At 59.1% G+C, this 18815-nt stretch carries 26 protein-coding genes and 1 pseudogene; 20 read left to right on the top strand and 7 right to left on the bottom strand.

Annotated features, from left to right (window positions below; all coding sequences use genetic code 11):
• Positions 1–119: 119 nt before the first annotated feature.
• The 3 genes and pseudogenes from ABWH92_RS05390 to puuE all read right to left on the bottom strand — a co-directional run bounded on the left by ABWH92_RS05390 (position 120) and on the right by puuE (position 2962).
• Positions 120–614 (bottom strand): ureidoglycolate lyase, encoded by a 495-nt coding sequence (locus ABWH92_RS05390; RefSeq protein ID WP_375572847.1) that lies wholly within the window; start codon positions 612–614, stop codon positions 120–122.
• Positions 611–1502 (bottom strand): annotated as a pseudogene (locus ABWH92_RS05385) (bifunctional allantoicase/(S)-ureidoglycine aminohydrolase). The gene ABWH92_RS05390 and the pseudogene ABWH92_RS05385 overlap by 4 nt, the downstream one beginning before the upstream one ends.
• The gene (gene puuE, locus ABWH92_RS05380; protein WP_375572845.1) at positions 1499–2962 is read right to left on the bottom strand and encodes an allantoinase PuuE; all 1464 of its coding nucleotides are present in this window, start codon (positions 2960–2962) and stop codon (positions 1499–1501) included. The pseudogene ABWH92_RS05385 and the gene puuE overlap by 4 nt, the downstream one beginning before the upstream one ends.
• Positions 2963–3121: 159 nt before the next feature.
• Between puuE and uraH the strand changes: the two genes are divergently transcribed.
• Entirely contained in the window at positions 3122–3499 is a 378-nt protein-coding gene (gene uraH / locus ABWH92_RS05375) for a hydroxyisourate hydrolase (RefSeq protein ID WP_375572843.1), read from the top strand.
• A gap of 106 nt (positions 3500–3605) precedes the next feature.
• Positions 3606–5003, top strand: coding sequence for a DUF3179 domain-containing (seleno)protein (locus tag ABWH92_RS05370; RefSeq protein WP_375572841.1), 1398 nt, complete (start codon positions 3606–3608; stop codon positions 5001–5003).
• Between the two features lie 18 nt (positions 5004–5021).
• Here ABWH92_RS05370 and ABWH92_RS05365 read toward each other — a convergent pair whose 3' ends face one another.
• Positions 5022–5480 carry a hypothetical protein gene (locus tag ABWH92_RS05365; RefSeq protein WP_375572839.1) on the bottom strand — a complete coding sequence of 153 codons (459 nt, stop codon included), beginning with the start codon at positions 5478–5480 and terminating at the stop codon, positions 5022–5024.
• A gap of 130 nt (positions 5481–5610) precedes the next feature.
• Between ABWH92_RS05365 and ABWH92_RS05360 the strand changes: the two genes are divergently transcribed.
• The 17 genes from ABWH92_RS05360 (at position 5611) to ureG (ending at position 15843) form a co-directional block, all read left to right on the top strand.
• A complete protein-coding gene (locus tag ABWH92_RS05360) occupies positions 5611–6873 on the top strand; it encodes a urate hydroxylase PuuD (RefSeq protein WP_375572837.1) in 1263 nt (420 codons plus the stop codon).
• A complete protein-coding gene (locus ABWH92_RS05355; RefSeq protein ID WP_375572835.1) occupies positions 6870–7727 on the top strand; it encodes an urease accessory protein UreD in 858 nt (285 codons plus the stop codon). Before ABWH92_RS05360 ends, ABWH92_RS05355 begins: the two co-directional genes overlap by 4 nt.
• 18 nt (positions 7728–7745) lie before the next feature.
• Positions 7746–8048, top strand: a complete 303-nt coding sequence (locus tag ABWH92_RS05350; protein WP_375572833.1) for an urease subunit gamma — start codon at positions 7746–7748, stop codon at positions 8046–8048.
• A gap of 3 nt (positions 8049–8051) precedes the next feature.
• The gene (locus ABWH92_RS05345; RefSeq protein ID WP_375572831.1) at positions 8052–8273 is read left to right on the top strand and encodes a hypothetical protein; all 222 of its coding nucleotides are present in this window, start codon (positions 8052–8054) and stop codon (positions 8271–8273) included.
• Complete coding sequence (locus ABWH92_RS05340) at positions 8270–8473, top strand: hypothetical protein (RefSeq protein WP_375572829.1); 204 nt, start codon at positions 8270–8272, stop codon at positions 8471–8473. Before ABWH92_RS05345 ends, ABWH92_RS05340 begins: the two co-directional genes overlap by 4 nt.
• Positions 8460–8765: an urease subunit beta gene (locus ABWH92_RS05335; RefSeq protein ID WP_375572827.1), complete on the top strand. Its 306-nt coding sequence runs from the start codon at positions 8460–8462 to the stop codon at positions 8763–8765. Before ABWH92_RS05340 ends, ABWH92_RS05335 begins: the two co-directional genes overlap by 14 nt.
• A gap of 107 nt (positions 8766–8872) precedes the next feature.
• Entirely contained in the window at positions 8873–9196 is a 324-nt protein-coding gene (locus ABWH92_RS05330; RefSeq protein ID WP_375572825.1) for a hypothetical protein, read from the top strand.
• 3 nt (positions 9197–9199) lie between these two features.
• A complete protein-coding gene (locus tag ABWH92_RS05325) occupies positions 9200–9586 on the top strand; it encodes a lysozyme inhibitor LprI family protein (RefSeq protein ID WP_375572823.1) in 387 nt (128 codons plus the stop codon).
• Positions 9587–9594: 8 nt separating this feature from the next.
• A complete protein-coding gene (locus ABWH92_RS05320; RefSeq protein WP_375572821.1) occupies positions 9595–10044 on the top strand; it encodes an SRPBCC family protein in 450 nt (149 codons plus the stop codon).
• Between the two features lies 1 nt (position 10045).
• Positions 10046–11758, top strand: a complete 1713-nt coding sequence (gene ureC / locus ABWH92_RS05315) for an urease subunit alpha (RefSeq protein WP_375572819.1) — start codon at positions 10046–10048, stop codon at positions 11756–11758.
• A 12-nt stretch (positions 11759–11770) separates the two neighbouring features.
• Complete coding sequence (locus ABWH92_RS05310; protein ID WP_375572817.1) at positions 11771–12484, top strand: hypothetical protein; 714 nt, start codon at positions 11771–11773, stop codon at positions 12482–12484.
• A 209-nt stretch (positions 12485–12693) separates the two neighbouring features.
• Positions 12694–13062 (top strand): ArsR/SmtB family transcription factor, encoded by a 369-nt coding sequence (locus tag ABWH92_RS05305; RefSeq protein ID WP_375572815.1) that lies wholly within the window; start codon positions 12694–12696, stop codon positions 13060–13062.
• Positions 13059–13520, top strand: a complete 462-nt coding sequence (locus tag ABWH92_RS05300; RefSeq protein WP_375572813.1) for an SRPBCC domain-containing protein — start codon at positions 13059–13061, stop codon at positions 13518–13520. Before ABWH92_RS05305 ends, ABWH92_RS05300 begins: the two co-directional genes overlap by 4 nt.
• 95 nt (positions 13521–13615) lie before the next feature.
• A complete protein-coding gene (locus ABWH92_RS05295) occupies positions 13616–14101 on the top strand; it encodes an urease accessory protein UreE (RefSeq protein ID WP_375574196.1) in 486 nt (161 codons plus the stop codon).
• Positions 14094–14579: a hypothetical protein gene (locus ABWH92_RS05290; RefSeq protein ID WP_375572811.1), complete on the top strand. Its 486-nt coding sequence runs from the start codon at positions 14094–14096 to the stop codon at positions 14577–14579. Before ABWH92_RS05295 ends, ABWH92_RS05290 begins: the two co-directional genes overlap by 8 nt.
• A gap of 29 nt (positions 14580–14608) precedes the next feature.
• Positions 14609–15223, top strand: coding sequence for an urease accessory protein UreF (locus ABWH92_RS05285; protein WP_375574195.1), 615 nt, complete (start codon positions 14609–14611; stop codon positions 15221–15223).
• Entirely contained in the window at positions 15220–15843 is a 624-nt protein-coding gene (gene ureG, locus ABWH92_RS05280) for an urease accessory protein UreG (protein ID WP_375572809.1), read from the top strand. The genes ABWH92_RS05285 and ureG overlap by 4 nt, the downstream gene beginning before the upstream one ends.
• Here ureG and ABWH92_RS05275 read toward each other — a convergent pair.
• The 3 genes from ABWH92_RS05275 to ABWH92_RS05265 are packed head-to-tail and all read right to left on the bottom strand — an operon-like array spanning position 15831 to position 18046.
• Positions 15831–16682: a transglutaminase family protein gene (locus ABWH92_RS05275; protein WP_375572807.1), complete on the bottom strand. Its 852-nt coding sequence runs from the start codon at positions 16680–16682 to the stop codon at positions 15831–15833. The genes ureG and ABWH92_RS05275 overlap by 13 nt on opposite strands.
• A gap of 3 nt (positions 16683–16685) precedes the next feature.
• Positions 16686–17741 carry a permease gene (locus tag ABWH92_RS05270; RefSeq protein WP_375572805.1) on the bottom strand — a complete coding sequence of 352 codons (1056 nt, stop codon included), beginning with the start codon at positions 17739–17741 and terminating at the stop codon, positions 16686–16688.
• Positions 17738–18046 (bottom strand): ArsR/SmtB family transcription factor, encoded by a 309-nt coding sequence (locus tag ABWH92_RS05265; RefSeq protein ID WP_375572803.1) that lies wholly within the window; start codon positions 18044–18046, stop codon positions 17738–17740. The genes ABWH92_RS05270 and ABWH92_RS05265 overlap by 4 nt, the downstream gene beginning before the upstream one ends.
• A gap of 486 nt (positions 18047–18532) precedes the next feature.
• Between ABWH92_RS05265 and ABWH92_RS05260 the strand changes: the two genes are divergently transcribed.
• Entirely contained in the window at positions 18533–18814 is a 282-nt protein-coding gene (locus ABWH92_RS05260; protein ID WP_375572801.1) for a hypothetical protein, read from the top strand.
• Position 18815 lies beyond the last annotated feature (1 nt).

Raw genomic sequence — 18815 nt, 5'->3', positions numbered from 1 at the left:
TCCTTAGAACCTGATTTCCGGGGCTAGCGCCGCGGTTGCATCCCTCAAAGTCGCCTTTTGGGGCCTGCCGCGCTCAACGCCGAAAACAAAACCGAGCTATCATCAAGCCGATTGAGCTGTCAAATCGCCTGCCCCACCACCTGATAGGGCGTATCAAACCAATGCTCTTCTAGGTTGGGCGTCTCACCGATCCGGTCCACCACGGCAAACAGGCCATTGCCCGCAAGCGGGGTCAACACACCGTGCCAGACACTGCGATGGTAGTTCACGCCCTCGCCGGTGTGGGTGAGAAACGCCTTCGGTGTACCGGGTTTCCCGCCATCATCGTGAGCGACAATCACCAGAAACGGATGCGTGTCCATCGGCAGAAACGCCTGTGACCCCTCCGGGTGCCGCTCCATCATGTCGAGTGTATAGGGCAGCGACCGCAGCTGCGCTTTGAAGAGGCTGATGCCCGCCTTGCCGTCCGGCCCAAAATCCAACCTGGCTCGATCATGATAGCGCCCGCAAAGGCCCTGATTGATCAGTCTGTCCGGGTCGCCATCCACCGACAGCACATCGCCAAACGGCGCGAACGCTTCGGCAGTGAGCGGCTGAGCGATGATGCGGCTCATCGCAAAAAGGAACCTGGACGACCCAGGCGCGGCAGCCGGTTCATGTCCTTGTAAAGCAGGTAGCGAAAGCGCCCTGGCCCACCGGCGTAACAGGCCTGCGGGCAGAAGGCGCGCAGCCACATAAAGTCACCGGCTTCCACCTCCACCCAGTCCTGGTTGAGCTTGTAGACAGCCTTGCCCTCCAGCACGTAGAGCCCATGCTCCATAACGTGGGTCTCTTCAAACGGGATGGTGCCGCCGGGCTCAAACGTCACGATGTTGACGTGCATGTCGTGCGCCAGATCATCGGGATCGACAAAGCGCGTGGTGCCCCAACGCTCCTCTGTGTCCGGCATCCAGTTGATAGGTTGCTCCTGATCGCTGGTCACGAATGGCTTCGGCGCGTCGATCCCATCAACGGCCTCATAAGCCTTGCGAATCCAATGGAAGGTGGCCGGTTCTTGGCCTTCATTGGCAACAGACCAACTGCTTCCCGCGGGCAGATAGGCATAGCCGCCAGCTTCGAGCACCTGATCGATACCATCGAACCCGCTCGATTGATTGGCCGTGAACCCAAGATTGGCCTTAGCCGCCCCCGCCTCGACCGTGAGCCGCAACGCGCCACCGACCACGAACACCACGCCTTCTGCCAGGGAGTTCTGGCTCGGGCTTTTGCGACCCACCGCCAGGCCCGACCTCCATGATGAGATGAGCAAACGTTTCGGCAAAGCCTGAAAGCGGCCTGGCGATGGTCCAGCTACGGGCTTTTTCCCAGTTCGGCAAAGGGCTGGTCACGATATCGCGCATCACGCCCTTCGGGATTACGGCATAAGCATCGGTGAAGATCGCCCGACCCGTCATCAACGCACTTTGCGGTGGCAGACCGCCAAGATCCGTGGGGTAGCTCATTGATCACTCCACATGGCGTCCAGGCGCAGCCGAGCAATGCGCTCCACTTGCGCGCAGGCTTCGGCAAACTCTGTGTCCCGGTCATTGTCGAGGCGACGTTCAAACGCCGAAAGGATCGATGCTTTGGTGTTGTCCTTCACCGCGATGATGAACGGAAAGCCGAAGCGCCCGGTGTAGCTTTCATTGAGCCGCTCAAAGGTTCGGCGCTCATCATCGGTCAGCGCATCAAGGCCAGCAGAGGCCTGCTCGGCGGTGGAGGCTTCGGTCAGCCGCTCGGCCTGCGCCAACTTGCCTGCCAAATCCGGGTGAGCGGTCAGCACGCCCAGCCGCTCCTCCTCGCTTGCGGCGCGAAACGCGCGGCACAGAGCGCTATGCAACCCGGCGGCCGTGTCGTGCGCCGAGCCAAGCTCCAGCTTGTAGGCGCGCTTAGCAACCCAAGGCGAATGCTCAAAGACACCGCCGAAGGTCTCGATGAACTCATCTTTTTTCATGTATGAGGGCTTCGTCGTTCCGTTCCTCTGGAACGACCACTCCGAAGCCGGATGTGTCTCAGTCCAGTGGTCAGCTATGTCGATTCTGCGTGCAAACCAAACACCCTCATGGCCCTTGGCGTGTTCCAGGAACCGTTTCAGCGCCATGATCCGTCCTGGCCGCCCAGCCAAACGGCAGTGGAGCCCAATGGACATCATCTTTGGTGCACCCGCTTCACCTTCAGCATAAAGCGCGTCGAAACTGTCGGTGAGATAGGCGAAGAACTGATCACCGGAGTTGAACCCTTGCGGCGTGGCAAAGCGCATGTCGTTGGCGTCCAGCGTGTAAGGCACAACCAATTGGTCGCGACCACCGGCCTGGATCCAATAAGGCAGATCATCGGCGTAGCTGTCAGCAACATAGGCAAAGCCACCCTCTTCGGCTGCCAGCTCCACCGTCTGCATCGAACTGCGCCCGGTGTACCAACCACGTGGGCGCTCGCCGACCACTTCAGTATGGAGCGCAATCGCCTCGTCCATGTGCTTGCGTTCCGCCTTGCGCGAGAAATCCTTGTACTCGATCCATTTCAAGCCGTGGCTGGCGATCTCCCAATCGGCGGTCTTCATCGCCTCCACCTGCTCCGGCGAGCGGGCAAGCGCTGTCGCAACGCCGTAGACGGTCAGTGGAACGTCCATGCCGGTAAACAGCCGGTGCAGCCGCCAAAACCCGGCACGCGCACCATACTCGTAGATCGACTCCATGTTCCAGTGGCGCTGCCCTTCCCAAGACGCAGCTCCGACGATCTCTGACAGAAACGCCTCAGAACCTGCATCCCCGTGGATTGTCGCGTTCTCCCCGCCTTCTTCGTAGTTGAGCACGATCTGCACCGCGATCTTGGCCGGACCTGAAGCATCAACTGCGGGCCATTGCGGGTCCGGCGGGTTGGCGCCGTAGCCAATCATGTCGCGGGGATAACGGGGAGGCGTCATAGGGGTACTCCAACTGAGCCGTTTATTGGCTGACCATTCTCAGACCTTGGGCAGGCTCTTGCATACACTTTAGGCAGGCAAGGATACCAACCGGTTTGCCAAACGCGGTAAACCGGTGCAGTCCTGCCTTTAACAAACTGAAGCAGGAGACGGGCCAGCATGGCAAGCGCACAGGACCCCACCACAAATGGTTTTTTGACAACGCACGTGCTCGACACAGCGCGCGGCGTGCCGGCTGAGGGCATTCGCATCTGGCTCTACAAAGTGACAGCAGAGGGCCAACATAAGATCGCCGAAGCCATCACAAACGCCGATGGCCGCACCAATGAGCCGATCCTTCCCAAAGAAGCTTTTGAAACCGGCCAGTATGAGCTGATCTTTTTTGCTGGTGACTATCTGCGCGCCCATGGGCTGGTGAAAGAAGAGCCGCTGTTTCTCGATCACGTGCCCATTCGCTTCGGCATGAGCGAGGACGATCACTACCATGTGCCGCTTCTGCTCTCGCCCTACGGGTACTCCACCTACCGCGGGAGTTAGCCACCGCGTCTTCACAAACCACCCTACCAAATCGTGATCCGTGGTGAAGTCTGCCCGCCCGGCGCCCATGCTAAGCCTTTCCAACGTTTCTGTTGTGAAAGGTTTGATGATGAAGGCTCTGCGCGCGCTCAACCGATGGATCCTTGCACCGCTCTTTGTCGCTGGTGTCTCGCTCCAAGCAACGTCACTCGCCGCACAAGAGGCGGGTGCTGCCAACGCCACAATCTCCGACCACGCCATCGAGCAATTTGGTGAACCGCCAGCCATTCCCGATGGCCCTGTGTCGCCGGAGTTGGAAGCCGCGCTGCGCACCCTGTTCATCGACTTTTTCGATACGCGTCGCTGGGGTTCGGACGAAGTAGAAGCTTTGGAACAAGTGGTTGAAGCGGGAGACCCGCGCGCTGCTTGGGTCATCACCGACATGATGCGCTTCACCCTCAACGCGTTCTTCCACCGCGACCTAGCTGAAGCCGCTGCAAGCCTGCTGGATATCGAGTTGGAAACCAACACCTTCTGGGGTGAACTGACCGACCATCTGATCGCCTGGGATGTCCCGGCCATACCAGGCTACCTGGAATACAAACGCGCAGTTTTCACCAGCATCGTACCCGGTTGGGAAGATCTGATGATCGAGGGCGATATCGACTGGCGGCTTGTGTCCTGGGGCGGTGTGCTCATCGATTCACGCCCTCATGATGCAACCGATGATCCGTGCCGATGCATCCCCGCTGCCGACAATCCAGAAGTCGTGGCCGCCGCCGACGCCACCTGGCCGGCCGATGATGACGTCGTCTTCGGCATCGAAGTGAATGGCGAATACCGTGCTTACCCGCGTCAGATCATGGAAGTGCGGGAGATGGTCAATGACACGCTCGGCGGACGCGACCTTGGCATTCCATACTGCACCCTCTGCGGTGCGGCCCAAGCCTACTTCACCGACCGGCTGCCAGAAGGTGTGGAACGACCGATTTTGCGCACATCAGGTCTGCTGATCCGCTCCAACAAGGTGACGTACGATCTGGTCACCGACTCCATCTTTGACACTTTCCGTGGTGACGCTGTCACCGGCCCATTGGCCGAACGTGGCGTACGGCTGGAACAAGCCAGCGTTGTCACCACCACCTGGGGCGCATGGAAAGAGGCGCACCCCCAAACCACTGTTCTGGAAGAGCGTTATGCCCTTGGTCGCAACCCCGATTTCCGCAACGGTCGCGATGCCGATGGCCCAATCTTCCCGGTGGGCGATGTGGACCCACGTCTGCCCATCCATGAAGACGTGATCGGCGTAATCTCAGCATCTGGCACGCCTTGGGCCTTTGAACGCGCTGGCGCGATGGCAGCCTTGCTTTCAGGCGATGAGATCGAGGTGGAGAACATCCGGCTGGAGCTTGATGCTGGTGGCATCCGCGCGGTCGACGCCGATGGTGGTGACCTGTCGAGCCACCAAGCCTTCTGGTTTGCCTGGTCACAATTCTATCCGCAAACGCAGCTCTGGAATGAGTAGAGCTGGTAGACCTGGTCACTAGACCCGTAAGCTGCGCGTGCAGGCCTGAAACGCCTGCACCGCAGGGGCCGCGCCATCAAGCAACAGCACGACGGACTGCTCGCCCAACAGAGCCGTGGCTGTTTCGTTGAACGCCAGCCCATTAAGAACATTGCCAAACCCACGGTCCGTCACGGTGAGGGTCGCGTCGTCATCGGAGAGTATGTGCCGATTGGTGCTGATCATATTGCTGGCTGGTCCATCAAACCGCAAAGCGAACACCGAGCTTGCAATCCAAGGCTCGTCGAGCGTTATAGCAATGGCATAATCCAGGCTTTGAAGGTCATAGGTGACGCTCACCACTGCACTGTCCTGCGTATGGCGAATCTCGCAGATATCTCCGGGCACAACCTCCCAGGCCATTGCGGACGCGGTGGAGAGCAGCAAAAGGGCAAAAGCGCGAAACATGAGCACCCATGTAACGCTCAAACGGAACACGGACAGCCCCAAGCCGAACCGCGAAGCAGGCAATCCGGCCTTGGCAAACGGCGAACACGTGGCCCCTTCCCCTCTGGCGTGATCCTTGCAAGGATTGGCACACATAGTTTCGCGTTAAAGGCCCCCTTGAATGTTTGACCTTTTTGTCCTCGGCGACTGGCTGGAATTTGTCGTCCGCTGGCTGCATGTCATCACCGCCATTGCCTGGATCGGATCAAGTTTCTACTTCATCGCGCTTGATCTTGGGCTGCGCAAAGGCACCCACCTGCCCGAAGGCGTGGCGGGTGAGGAATGGCAGGTGCATGGCGGTGGGTTCTACCACATCAACAAATACATGGTGGCCCCAGCCAACCTGCCTGAGCACCTGGTCTGGTTCAAATGGGAGGCCTACTGGACCTGGATTTCAGGCTTCGCTCTCCTGGTTCTGGTCTATTATTTCGGCGCTGATCTTTTTCTCATCGACCCCCATGTGATGGACCTTGCCACTTGGCAGGCCATTGGCATTTCGGTGGTCTCACTGGTTGCTGGTTGGGTGCTTTACTCCAGCCTCTGCAACTCCAAACTTGGCGACAATCCACCGGTGATGATGGGGGTTCTGTTTCTCATCATCGTGGCGTTCAGCTTCTTCTATGCGCAGGTGTTTTCCGGGCGCGCGGCGCTGCTCCATCTGGGCGCATTCACCGCGACAATTATGGTCGCCAACGTCGCCATGGTGATCATCCCCAACCAGAAGATCGTTGTCGCCGACATGAAGGCGGGCCGCACACCCGACGCCAAATACGGCAAGATCGCCAAGCTGCGCTCCACCCACAACAACTACCTTACCCTGCCTGTCCTGTTCCTGATGCTGTCGATCCATTACCCGCTCGCTTTTGCCAGCGAATACAATTGGATCATCGCGGCCTTGGTGTTCTTGGTCGGCGTGTTTGTGCGTCACTTTTTCAACACTATGCACGCCACCAAAGAGAAGCTCATCTGGCCGTGGTTCGCCGCAGCCGCCACCATGCTGGTGATCGCCGTGCTTTCCATGGCGCCGATGTGGAACGGCCATGATCCGTGGGAAGATGAAACCAGCATGAGCCCCCGTCAGGAACAGTTCGCCGCCGCGCCAGGCTTTGAAGATGTGCATGCCATCGTGCTCGGGCGCTGCTCCATGTGCCACGCGCAAGAACCGACATTGTTCGACACCTATTGGGCACCCAAAGGCGTGCGACTGGAAACCGAATGGCAGGTAGCACAGCATGCCCACACCATCGCCATGCAGGCCGGCTACACCCATGCCATGCCGCCTCAAAATGTCTCCGGCATCACCGAGGAAGAACGAGCGATGATCGTCGAATGGTACCGCGCCGGACGCCAGGGTGTGCGGGCCGATGAATTGGCGTCTCAGTGAACCATCAGGTTTCGCCGCCAACCTTTCAGCGCACACAAGGGTGTGGGCGTATCAGCGTCAAGCACTCTGGTGATCGCACACGCATCGACCGGCTTTATCAGCAAGGCGCGGCACGCATCCGCGTGCCCGATCATCCAGGCCGCAGCGATCTGGAGGCCGTCATCATCAACACAGCGGGCGGTGTGACTGGCGGTGATAATCTGGCGTGGGAGGCTGCTGCCGGCGCTGGTACGAACCTCACCGTGACCACCCAAGCCTGCGAAAAAGTCTACAAGGCCGATCAAGATACCGCCAACGTCAACGTAAGGTTAGACGTTGCAACAGGTGCGACGCTCAACTGGCTGCCGCAAGAGACCATTCTTTTTGATCAGGCCCGCCTGTCACGCACCATTGAGGCGCACCTTCACGGCAATGCGTCTCTGCTCTTGGTTGAGCCGGTGATCTTTGGACGCCGCGCCATGAACGAAACAGTGCGGTCCGGCCTTTGGCACGATACATGGCGCATTCACCACAACAACTGCCTCATCCACGCTGAAAACGTCAGACTTTCAGGTGAGATTGCCCAAATTTTGGACAGGAACGCCACTCTTCATGGTCACACGGCGCTTGCCACCCTGGCGCTGGTCGGCAACCATGCCGAGGGCAAGCTGGCAGGTGCGCGCGCTCTGCTGGCCGATGGACAAAGCTGTAGTGGAGGAGCGTCCTGTTGGACGGTGGCAGATGCAAACAAGCTGATTGTGCGGCTCGCCGCGCGCGATGGCTACACGTTGCGCCAGGCGCTTATCCCGCTGATCAACTATCTGGCCGCCCATGGTCAACACGCTGCGGCCGTTCCCAAGATTTGGTCGCTTTGAGTTTTTAAGGACGTTTGCATGCAACTCACCCCCCGCGAAAAAGACAAACTGATGGTCGCGATGGCCGCCATGGTAGCGCGCAAACGGCTTGAGCGCGGCGTGAAGCTCAATCACCCCGAAGCGATCGCTCTGATCACCGATTTCGTTGTCGAAGGCGCCCGTGATGGCCGTGCCGTGGCCGATCTGATGGAGGCCGGAGCCCATGTCATCACCCGCGATCAGGTGATGGAGGGCATCGCTGAAATGATCCATGACGTGCAGGTGGAGGCGACTTTTCCTGATGGCACCAAACTGGTCACTGTGCACGAGCCGATCCGCTAGTCGATGAACCTTTCCACCTTTCACCCCCTAGCAAGCTTTGACCTGCTGGCCATTGGCATCGCGCTGGTGGTTGTGATGAGCGTGATCGGCTTCAAGATCCTCACCGGGCGCCCGTGGCGGCGCACACTGCCGCCCGACGAGATCGACGCAGACTCCTTTTCTTCCACCAGCACCACGCGCCCGCGCGCAACACCCCCATTGCTGACCAAGGATCGTGACGGATGAAACAGCTCTTTATTGCCACCATTGCTTTGATGCTACCGGCGATAAGTTTTGCCCATGAAACAGGCGTGCCGCACCATCATCCCCATACCGATTGGACAGCACTGATCGCCTTGGCTGTTCTGGCGGTGATCGGCGGGCTCACCCTTGTCAGGCTGCGCGCTGCAAAAGCCAAAAAGGACGATGACCATGATCCCCGGTGAAGTGATCACATCCCCTGGCGACATCACCCTCAACCAGGGTGCCGACGCCATCACGCTCAAAGTGGCCAACACGGGCGACCGCCCGGTGCAGGTCGGCTCGCACTATCATTTCTTTGAGACAAACCCCGCACTTGCCTTCGACAGAGATGCGGCACGTGGCATGCGGCTCGACATTGCTGCTGGCACTGCGGTGCGGTTTGAGCCTGGCCAAGAGCGCGACGTGACGCTGGTGCCACTGTCGGGCAAGCGCGAAGTCTATGGCTTCCGCAAAGATGTGATGGGCGCACTTTGATCAGCCCGCTCACCCTTTTGAAGCGCAAGAGGTTCACAGGCACCCAGACTGGGGGCCTGGCAACCGGCCGACCCCAAGAACAAGACCAACAAAGGCATCAAGACCCTATGAAGAAAGCAAGCGCCAGCGCGGTGATGGACCTTAACTTTGCGCTCTGGCGCATGGGGTTTGAGGCCCAATCTGTCATCGCCATGCGTGCCATGGGCGCGGCGGGTTTCTGGAACAATTCCGGCCATGAGAATGAATTGATGATCCGCGAAAAGCAGGTGGCTTTCGCCAAAGGCACAGCGGGCGCGGCGCGGGCGCTGATGCGCGGGGAAAGCCCCGCCGCGATCATGCTCGAAGCAGTAAAACCCATGCAGAAAAAGACCGGCGCCAACGCCCGTCGCCTCACCAAACGCGGCCCGCGTATTCCAGGCGTGACGGGCTAGAGGATGCGGGCACTGCTAGCTCTTGCTGTGATGGCTGCCGGTGTCTCCTTGGCGCTACCGAGCTTTGCTCAAGACAAAACCAATTGTGCTGACTCAGCCAACCTTACCCAATCAGAGATGAACCATTGCGCCGGGCTAGACTACCAAGCCGCTGATGACGAGCTGAACGCCGTCTGGGCAGAGCTGCGTGACAGGCGTGGCGAAGGCCACAGCTGGGACCCGATCTTGGAAGCCCAGCGCGCCTGGATCGCGTTTCGCGATGCCCACTGTGAATCCGTCGCCGCACCCTATGAGGGCGGATCAATCCAGCCGCTGATCCGATCCAGTTGCCTTGCCGACGTCACAGAACAACGTACCGCGCAGCTGCGTGACTTCTTGAATGAGCCCTGAGGTCAACTGTGGCACGCATCGTACTCTCGCACGACTATCCCGCACCACCACAAGCCGTCTGGCAGCTGGCCATCGATTTCGATGCCTTTGCCAAAGCCATGCAGGGCGTTGCCACGCTCCGCAACCTGCCCACCGGTCGCCTACAGCAGGGCATGGTGATTGACGCTGAGGTTTCGCTTCTGGGCAAGCTGCCCTGGCAGCCGCACCACATGGAAATTGAGGTCTGCGACCATCAGGCGATGACCTTTCAAAGCCGCGAGCGCGGTCCGGGCATCAAGCGCTGGGACCATCATTTGAAGGTCACGAAAACCAATACCGGGTGCCGCCTAACCGATACTGTCGAGATTGAAGCTGAGCGATCCTGGCTCACCCCCATCTACGCGCTCTGGGCGCGCTTCGTTTACACCCGTCGCCATGCACCGCGCATGGAGATGCTGAACCAGTTGCAGGAGGCCTGATATGCCCGCCACCCTTTCCCGCGCCGACTATGCCGGCATGTACGGCCCGACCACTGGCGACAAGGTGCGCCTAGCCGACACAGAGCTTTTCATCGAGGTCGAACGCGATCTCACCACCTATGGCGAAGAGGTGAAGTTCGGCGGCGGCAAGGTGATCCGCGACGGCATGGGTCAGAGCCAGGTGACCCGAGCAGGCGGCGCGGTGGACACGGTGATCACCAACGCGCTGATCGTCGATCACACCGGCATCTACAAAGCCGATGTCGGCCTGAAGGATGGGCGCATTCACTCCATCGGCAAGGCGGGCAACCCGGACACACAGCCGGACGTGGATATCATCATCGGCCCGGGCACCGAAGCGATTGCTGGCGAAGGCAAAATCCTGACGGCTGGTGGGTTCGACGCCCACATTCATTTCATCTGCCCGCAGCAGATCGACGAAGCGCTGATGTCCGGCCTCACGACTATGCTGGGCGGCGGCACGGGCCCAGCCCATGGCACGCTGGCCACCACCTGCACGCCAGGGCCTTGGCACATTGGCCGGATGATCCAGAGCTTCGATGCTTTCCCCATGAACATCGGCCTTTCCTGCAAGGGCAATGCCTCGCAGCCCGCCGCGCTGGAAGAAATGGTGCTGGGCGGCGCCTGCGCGATGAAGCTGCATGAGGATTGGGGCACCACACCCGGTGCCATCGATTGCTGCCTATCGGTCGCCGATGAATACGATGTGCAGGTGATGATCCACACCGATACGCTCAACGAGTCCGGCTTTGTGGAGTCCACCATCGACGCCATCGATGGCCGCACCATCCACGCCTTCCACACCGAGGGCGCAGGGGGCGGCCACGCACCGGATATCATCAAGGTCTGCGGGCTGGACAACATCTTGCCGTCCTCCACCAACCCGACCCGGCCCTACACGGTGAACACGGTGGCCGAGCATCTCGATATGCTCATGGTCTGCCATCACCTCGACAGCCGTATCCCCGAAGACATCGCGTTTGCCGAGTCGCGCATCCGCAAAGAGACAATTGCGGCGGAAGATATCCTCCACGATATGGGCGCGTTCTCGATCATCGCCTCGGACTCCCAGGCCATGGGCCGGGTGGGTGAGGTGCTCATCCGCACCTGGCAGACCGCTGACAAGATGAAGCGCCAGCGTGGCGCGCTGCCCGATGAGACCGGCGACAACGATAATGTGCGCGTGCGCCGCTACATCGCCAAGTACACGATCAATCCCGCCATCGCGCATGGGCTTTCCAAAGAGATCGGCTCCATTGAGGTGGGCAAGCGCGCAGATCTGGTGCTCTGGAACACAGCCTTCTTTGGCGTGAAACCCGACATGGTGCTGGTCGGCGGCAGCATCGCCGCGGCGCCGATGGGCGACCCGAATGCGTCCATCCCAACGCCCCAGCCGGTGCATATGCGCCCCATGTTCGGCGCGTTCGGCAAGGCGATCACGAATAGCTCCGTGACATTCGTTTCCGAGGCCGCGCTGGATGCTGGCCTGCAAGAGTCGCTGGGCGTGGAAAAAGGCATGGTCGCCTGCGAGAACACCCGCGGCGGCATCAGCAAAGCGAGCATGGTACACAACAGCGCCACACCGGATGTGGAAGTGGACCCAGAAACCTATGAAGTGCGCGCCGACGGCGAACTGCTCACCTGCGAGCCCGCAGATGTGCTACCTATGGCACAAAGGTATTTCATGTTTTGAGGGACAGTAAAATTGGACGATATTTACGACGACCTCCCAGATAATCCACAGTTAGCATTCGCCAAGCTTGAAAGCCATTATCGTCAAATGGCACAGGATAGAATTGAGAGGTCCGAACAAGGCGGTGAAATACGTGAGTATCAGTTAGAATACATAAATCAGGTAATAGCCGCAGCTACCGCTTGCGAAATCCATGAGCTTGCCGCTTACGAAGTGCCCAATGATGAACGCGATCTTTGGCAATACTATACCAGGCTGAAGCGAGATGTTGAAAACCTTGTAATCCAGATTCGCATTCGAGGGGGTCGGCGTAATCGTCGATACAGTGTGGCGTTGGATGGGCCGCAAAAAGAGCGAATACACTTTTACATCAGTCAAATACGAGAGGCCGTCGCGGCTTCCGACATCTCTGGTGATAAGAAAGATGCGGTATTCAAGAAACTCGCGGAGCTTGGATTAGAGATTGATCGGGATAGGACACGCTTTGACAGAGTGGCAGACAGTATTCAAAAACTCGGATCCTTGAGCAAGAGCACAGAACAAGAAGTGGCGGCTCCTTGGTGGAGATGGGTAGCATTGTTTTTTGGCGTGGTAGATGAAGCCAAAGAGAGGGAACAGCAGCAATCTCTTCCAAGCCCTGAGGAGCGCAAGAAGTTAGAGCCACCTCGTCGACAACTCCCGCAGCCAAACAGGTCGGATGATATCGACGACGACATACCGTTTTAACTAAAGCGCACGGCCCGAGGGCGCGGCGCGGTTGGGCCTCAGGCCCAGAGCACGACAGTGCGTAGCGCCCGCCCATTGGGGCGGGACGGGCGCTATCCATCGCGAAGGCGATGGAAAAGAAAAACCACTTCACCAGCACGATAGAACCGCAGCGAGGCTGATAGCGAAAAGAGCATTGACTCTTCGTAAGTATCTACTTACCGTAAGTTATGACTTACGAAACAAATCTCGCAACTGATCAATCTGCCCTGCCCCCGTCTCAGGTGTTCGCTGCGCTGGCCGATGACACCCGCCGCGATATCTTTGAAGCGCTGCGTTCTGGGCCCAAAACGGTCAGCACCATTGCCAGCGGTCGCCCGATTTCGCGGCCCGCGGTTTCCCAACATCTCAAAGTGCTTGCTGACGCAGGCTTGGTAACAGCCACGCCGAAGGGCACCAGCCGCCTCTATGCGGTCGATCCACAAGGGCTTGCACCGCTGCGCGCCTATCTCGACCGCGTCTGGGGCGATGTGCTGGGCGCCTTTGCGGCCGAAGTTCAAAACCAGATAAGTCCATCAGATAAGGAGCCAAACCCATGACTGCCCCCATCGTGAAAACCATCGAGGTACCTTGCACGCCGGATGTGGCCTTCTCCATTTTCACCCGCGACATCACCACGTGGTGGCCACTCGGTGTGAACTCCGTCTCTGCGATGGAAGGCGAAACGGCCAAAGCCGTGAAGTTGGAGCTCAAAGAGGGCGGTACACTGACGGAGATCGGCCATGACGGCACCATCCACAATTGGGGAACGGTCAAAGTGTTCCAGCCCGGCCAGCACCTGCAATTGGCCTGGCACATCAATGCACCGGAAAGCGACGCAACGCTTGTCGATGTGCGGTTCGCTCCATCAGGCCAAGGCACACAGGTGGAACTGACCCACACCGGTTGGGAAGCGCTTGGCGAGCGGGCCGACAGCATGCGCGAAGGCTACAACAGGGGTTGGGTCGGCGTGTTTGAAGAAGCCTTCAAGAACGCTGCCAAGGCCCAAGCAGCCTAGAGCCTTGATTGCCTAAAACTCAGGCGACCAACGGATAGACACGGGATGATGATTGGGTGACGGTACGCCAAGCGTCCACCACCGGTCATCGTTCTATGTCTTTGCTCACCTGCTCATCTGTTCTTGATCACACCCACCATCCGGCCGACACCATCACGCTGGATGAAACCGACCGCCATCGCCGCCGCATGAAGATGACGTCCGATGGCGGTATCGGCTTTCTGCTCGACCTACCCGAAGCACGTCTTTTGAAGCATGGCGAAGGGCTGAAGCTCTCTGACGGACGAGTGGTTGAGGTCCGTGCGCACCCCGAAGCGCTTTACGAAGTGACAGGCCGCGATGCGCGCCATCTGCTCACGCTGGCCTGGCAGATCGGCAACCGCCACTTGGCCGCCGATATCACCGAAACCCGCATCCGCATCCGCGCCGACCATGTGATCAAAACCATGCTAGAAGGTCTTGGCGCGACGGTCAGCGAGATCGACGCACCCTTCGATCCCGAGGGAGGCGCCTATGGTGGTGCGCACCATAACCACCATCATGATCACACCGGTCACCATGGAGACCACCATCATGACTAAAACGGCTACCACTTTCTTCGCCGGTGCTCTTGGTGCCGCACTGATGCTGGCTGGGCTGTCACCCGCCTTGGCGCAGTCGGTCGGAAATTGCGATTGGCGCGCATCCGCCCATGCACTCGTTGAGCCATGGGATGCTCCACAAAACACCCGCACCTTTGCCAATGGCAATGTACGTCTGGCCGTCAGCGACACAATCGAGCCAGGCGCAGCCGCCCTGCATTTGGTGATCCTCTCACCGCCCTATGGCGAGCTTGGCGGGCGACAATGCCGCGTTGTCTCAGCCGACGGCAATCTTGGATTTGCAGGCCTCACCCTGGAAGCCATGATCTCCGACTATGATCCGGCCATTGGATTGATCTTTGCCATGCAGGCAAGCGCTTACGATGAAAAGTTCGGCGACATCTTGCCAAAAACGCTGCGCGTGACGCTGAACCAGGCCACTGGCGAGATTCAAGCGCAGCTTGAAAACCTACCGTGAGCGCGAGCACCACACATCTTGTCCGTTTGATGGCGTGGCTCTCGCCGGTCTTCCCCACCGGTGGCTTTGCCTATTCAGCTGGTTTGGAGCAGGCCGTCGCCGATGATTTGGTGAGCGATGAAGCAAGTCTGCAAAGCTGGCTGGAGACCTTGCTCACCCATGGCAGTTTTTGGAACGAGGCGGTTCTGATCGCCGCCACTCATAGGCAGGAAGATGATGTTGAGTCACTCAGCGCTCTTGCCACATCGCTCGCCCCTACTGCCGAGCGGCACCGCGAAACGCTCGATCAGGGTGCAGCCTTTCTCGATGCTGCAAATGCTTGGGGCAGTGCAGATCTGCCGCGCGAGACGCCACTTCCCGTCGCACTTGGCGCTGTCTGCCAATCAGCAAGCATTCCCTTGATCGATACGCTGACAGCTTCGTTGCAAACGCTAATCTCCAATCAGCTGCAAGCGGCTATTCGGCTTTCCTTGATTGGGCAAACTGGCGCCGCGCGTTTGTTGGCCGCTTTAGAACCCATGGTCTTGGCAACCGCAGCAAGGGCTGAAACCTCGACACTGAATGATCTTGGCGGGTCAGCCTTCCTGGCCGACATGGTCAGCGCGCGTCACGAAACACTTGAACCGAGGCTCTTTCTTTCATGACCAAACCAGCTCACGGCCCGTTGCGCATCGGCATCGGCGGACCCGTCGGTTCCGGCAAGACCACCCTGACGGCGGCGCTGTGTAAGGCACTGCGTGACACGCACTCAGTCGGCGTGGTCACCAACGATATCTACACCAAGGAAGATGCCGACGCGCTGGTGCGTATGCAGGCGCTGACATCTGACAGGATCATGGGCGTGGAAACCGGCGGCTGCCCACACACGGCCATCCGCGAGGATGCATCCATCAACCTGCGTGCCATTGAGCGGCTCACCGAACGTCATCCCGATCTGGATGTGGTGTTGATTGAGTCGGGCGGCGACAATCTGGCCGCCACCTTCTCACCGGACCTTGCTGATCTCTCGCTCTATGTGATTTCGGTCTGCCAGGGCGAGGACATCCCGCGCAAAGGTGGCCCGGCCATCACCCGCTCGGACATGCTGATCATCAACAAGGCGGACCTCGCCCCTTATGTCGGGGCGAACCTCGACACCATGCAAGCGGACGCGGACAAAGCCCGCGCAGGACGACCCTTCGTCTTCACGGACCTGAAGTCGGGCCAGGGCGTCGATGAAATCGTCAGCTATCTGACTGAAACCGGCGGCCTTCAAGCCGCCTGAGCGCGGTCGCGGTGTAGGTGAATGGAAAGCTCCGCATAGCTTAGCGATCCATCAGCCTCCACCCACATCGGTTCGCAGAGCAGCTTCGCATCGCGCACACCAAGCGCCGGGATGTTCCAGCCCATGGAATGGCTGACGGCATAACGCTCGCCAGGTTTGGGATTGAGGCCAGGGCGGATATCACGCGTTCCCATCTTCAAATGATGCGCAATATCCCACTCCAGCACCTCGCCACCGTCACGTATCACCACCCAGCAATGCATGTCGTTACAGGTGCCGTTCTTTTCTTCAGGAAAAAAGTAGCCAGCGACATAGCCCGCTTCAACGCCAACACTGCGCAAGGCGGCAATGAGGTAGATATTGATATCAACGCATGACCCTTCGGTGACACCGCAGCCAAGCATCGGCACCTCATCGCAACCCTCATAGTAGCGCGCATCCGGATGGCCATAGGTGAAAGCCTTGGCCGTGTGCGCAACCAGCGCGTCCACTTTGCCGCGTACCGCCCGTTCGCCCGCGACCACCTGATGAGCGTTATCGATCAGCGCACTGGCAGCGCGTGTGAACCTGCTATCGCGCGGCAGAAACATCGCTTCGGGATAAGTCGTCCCACAATCGGATAGCTGATAACGGAAGGTGATGCTGGAGCGTGCGCCTAAACCGACCGGTGGAACCACAATCACGCTTTGCCCGGTTTGCGCCTCTTGGGTGAAATGCATGGGCACATCGTCGGTGGCCATATGAAGCAGTGTGTGATGCGGCGACGGCATGCTGATCGGTGCTATCAAAGGGCGGCTGCCAGCCTCTGATGTATCAACCTCAACGGTGATGATCGGCATCGCTCAAACCCCTCCAGTCACCAGTTGGAAGATGAACCCGCTGATGATAGCGCCGCCAACGCCAAGACCGAGATAGACCGCAAACACCCGAGGCTTCACCAACGACCAGACGGCGGCCATCGCCGGGATGGAACTGACGGCACCAGCGATAAGGAAGGCCATGGCTGCGCCTTGGCTCATGCCCTGCTCGATGAGACCGGCCAGCATGGGCGGCGCCACGTAGGAGTTGAGATAGGCTGGCATGCCAACCAGGGCGGACACGATGATCGGCATCAGCCCTTCGCCACCCACAAGACCGGCAACCAGCTCAGCAGGCACATAAAAGACCAGGATCGCTTCAAGCACATAGGCCAGGATAAGCCACTGCGCGAGAAACAGTGCCATCTGCCAAAACGTTTCAGAAAACTCGGCTCGGCGCTCAAACTCCTGCCAAAATCGCCACTGCGGCTTACCATCCAGCGGATCAGCCTTGCTGCAACAACTCTTTTTCGGTTGAACTTTGAGCACATAGGCAAACAAACCGGCACGGCTAAGCCCAGCAACAACCATGCCGCCTGCAAGCCCAAGCCCGACAGCCGCAACGGCCTTGGCAACGGCAAAGTTCCAGCCGAGCGCTGCCGCTGTGATCAGAGTGTTGCCCGGATCGACCAGCGGCGAAGCAAGCCAGAAAGCCATGACGGCTGAAAGTGGCGCACCAAGCGCCAACAGACCGGCGATGAAGGGAATGACCTGGCACGAACAGAAAGGCGCGAGCCCACCCACCAAGGCCGCCAGAAGGATCATCCGGTACTCCCGACCTCTAAAGGCCGCACCCACCAGCCGCTCGGCACCGGTGGCCCGCAGATAGGCAAGCAACAGCACAGCAAACAGAATGTAGGGCAGCGTGCGCAGAAACGCGCCAGTAGCAAAATCTGCCACCGCAACCCATTGCCCAGGATCGCGTACCGCCACAGCGAGGAGTGCAAGCGCGGTGACCGTCCAGGGTGTTTTCAGCCAACGCCACAGACGAGCCTGAAACGCCTGACGTGCTGAGGGAGGAGCAAGCGTGGTATCGCTCATGCCGCTTCTTCTTTCTGCAACTGATCGGCACAACACTCTTTGAGAATGTAGCCGGCCAAAGCTTCCAGATGATCGAAGTTGGCCCGACACACGATCATGCGCCCCTGCCGCTCCTGCTGGACAAGATCAGCGGTGGCCAGAAATTTGATGTGGTGTGCAAGCGTCGACGCCGGGATGCCCGTGCGCTCGCCAATCACACCCGTCGGCAAACCGTCCTGCCCTGCTTTCACCAAAACCTGGAGAACCGCAAAGCGCGACGGTGAGCCCATCGCAGAGAATCCATCGGTTGCGAGTGAGATGTCCATGACAACCCTTTTATTTCGATAAAACTAGAAATATCGAAATATAAAGAGTCGGTCAACCAAAAGGTTCACGATGGCGGAAATCGCACCAAAAGCGCACCCAGTGCACCAAACCGCTCACGCGCTCGCGATCAAAGAGGGTCAGTGAGACATCCCGGTCCCGTCAGGCAGGCAAAAAAAGACGTCACATCACAAAAATGCGGAACGTGAAATTGCGCCCCTCAGCCCACTGATCACGGATCTCGTGTGAACCCGTCAGTGGTCTGAGACGGCAAATGCGGGGCTTTGGCAACGCTTTTACGAGCCACTTCACGCGCCCTTCACCGACCGGTCGCAGCCACCTCACGTCCGCGTGACGCCATGTGACAGCCACCCCGCTTGTGAATTTTCCAGATCGGAATATCTTCAACTCATCGAACGAGACACAGCGTCTCTTCAACAACGCAAAAGAAAAGACCAAGATCTTTTCAAGAAAAAGGACTAAGTAACATGAAAAAATTCGCTCTCACCACTGCTGCTCTGGCCGTTGCTTTCGGCGCTGCCGCAACACCAGCTTTGGCTGGCAACTCAGACCGCGACGGCCTTTATGACTTCGATGCCAGCATTGTCTCCGTTGATCGCGCCGCCGGAACGATCAACCTGTCGACCGGTCACACGCTTGACCAGTCAGTTGAGTACTTTGCCTTCCCAGCACGCGCTGCTGCCGGCGACAAAGTTCGCATCGACATCGGCCAGGACAACACACTGAAGGGTGTTCGCGTCCTCAACTAAA

Origin of the sequence: Ahrensia marina, assembly GCF_042140245.1 — a bacterium.
In the GTDB taxonomy this organism is placed as follows: Bacteria; Pseudomonadota; Alphaproteobacteria; order Rhizobiales; family MH13; genus MH13.
Note: the sequence above shows the minus strand (reverse complement) of the source record. Positions and strands in the feature narration are given on the sequence as shown.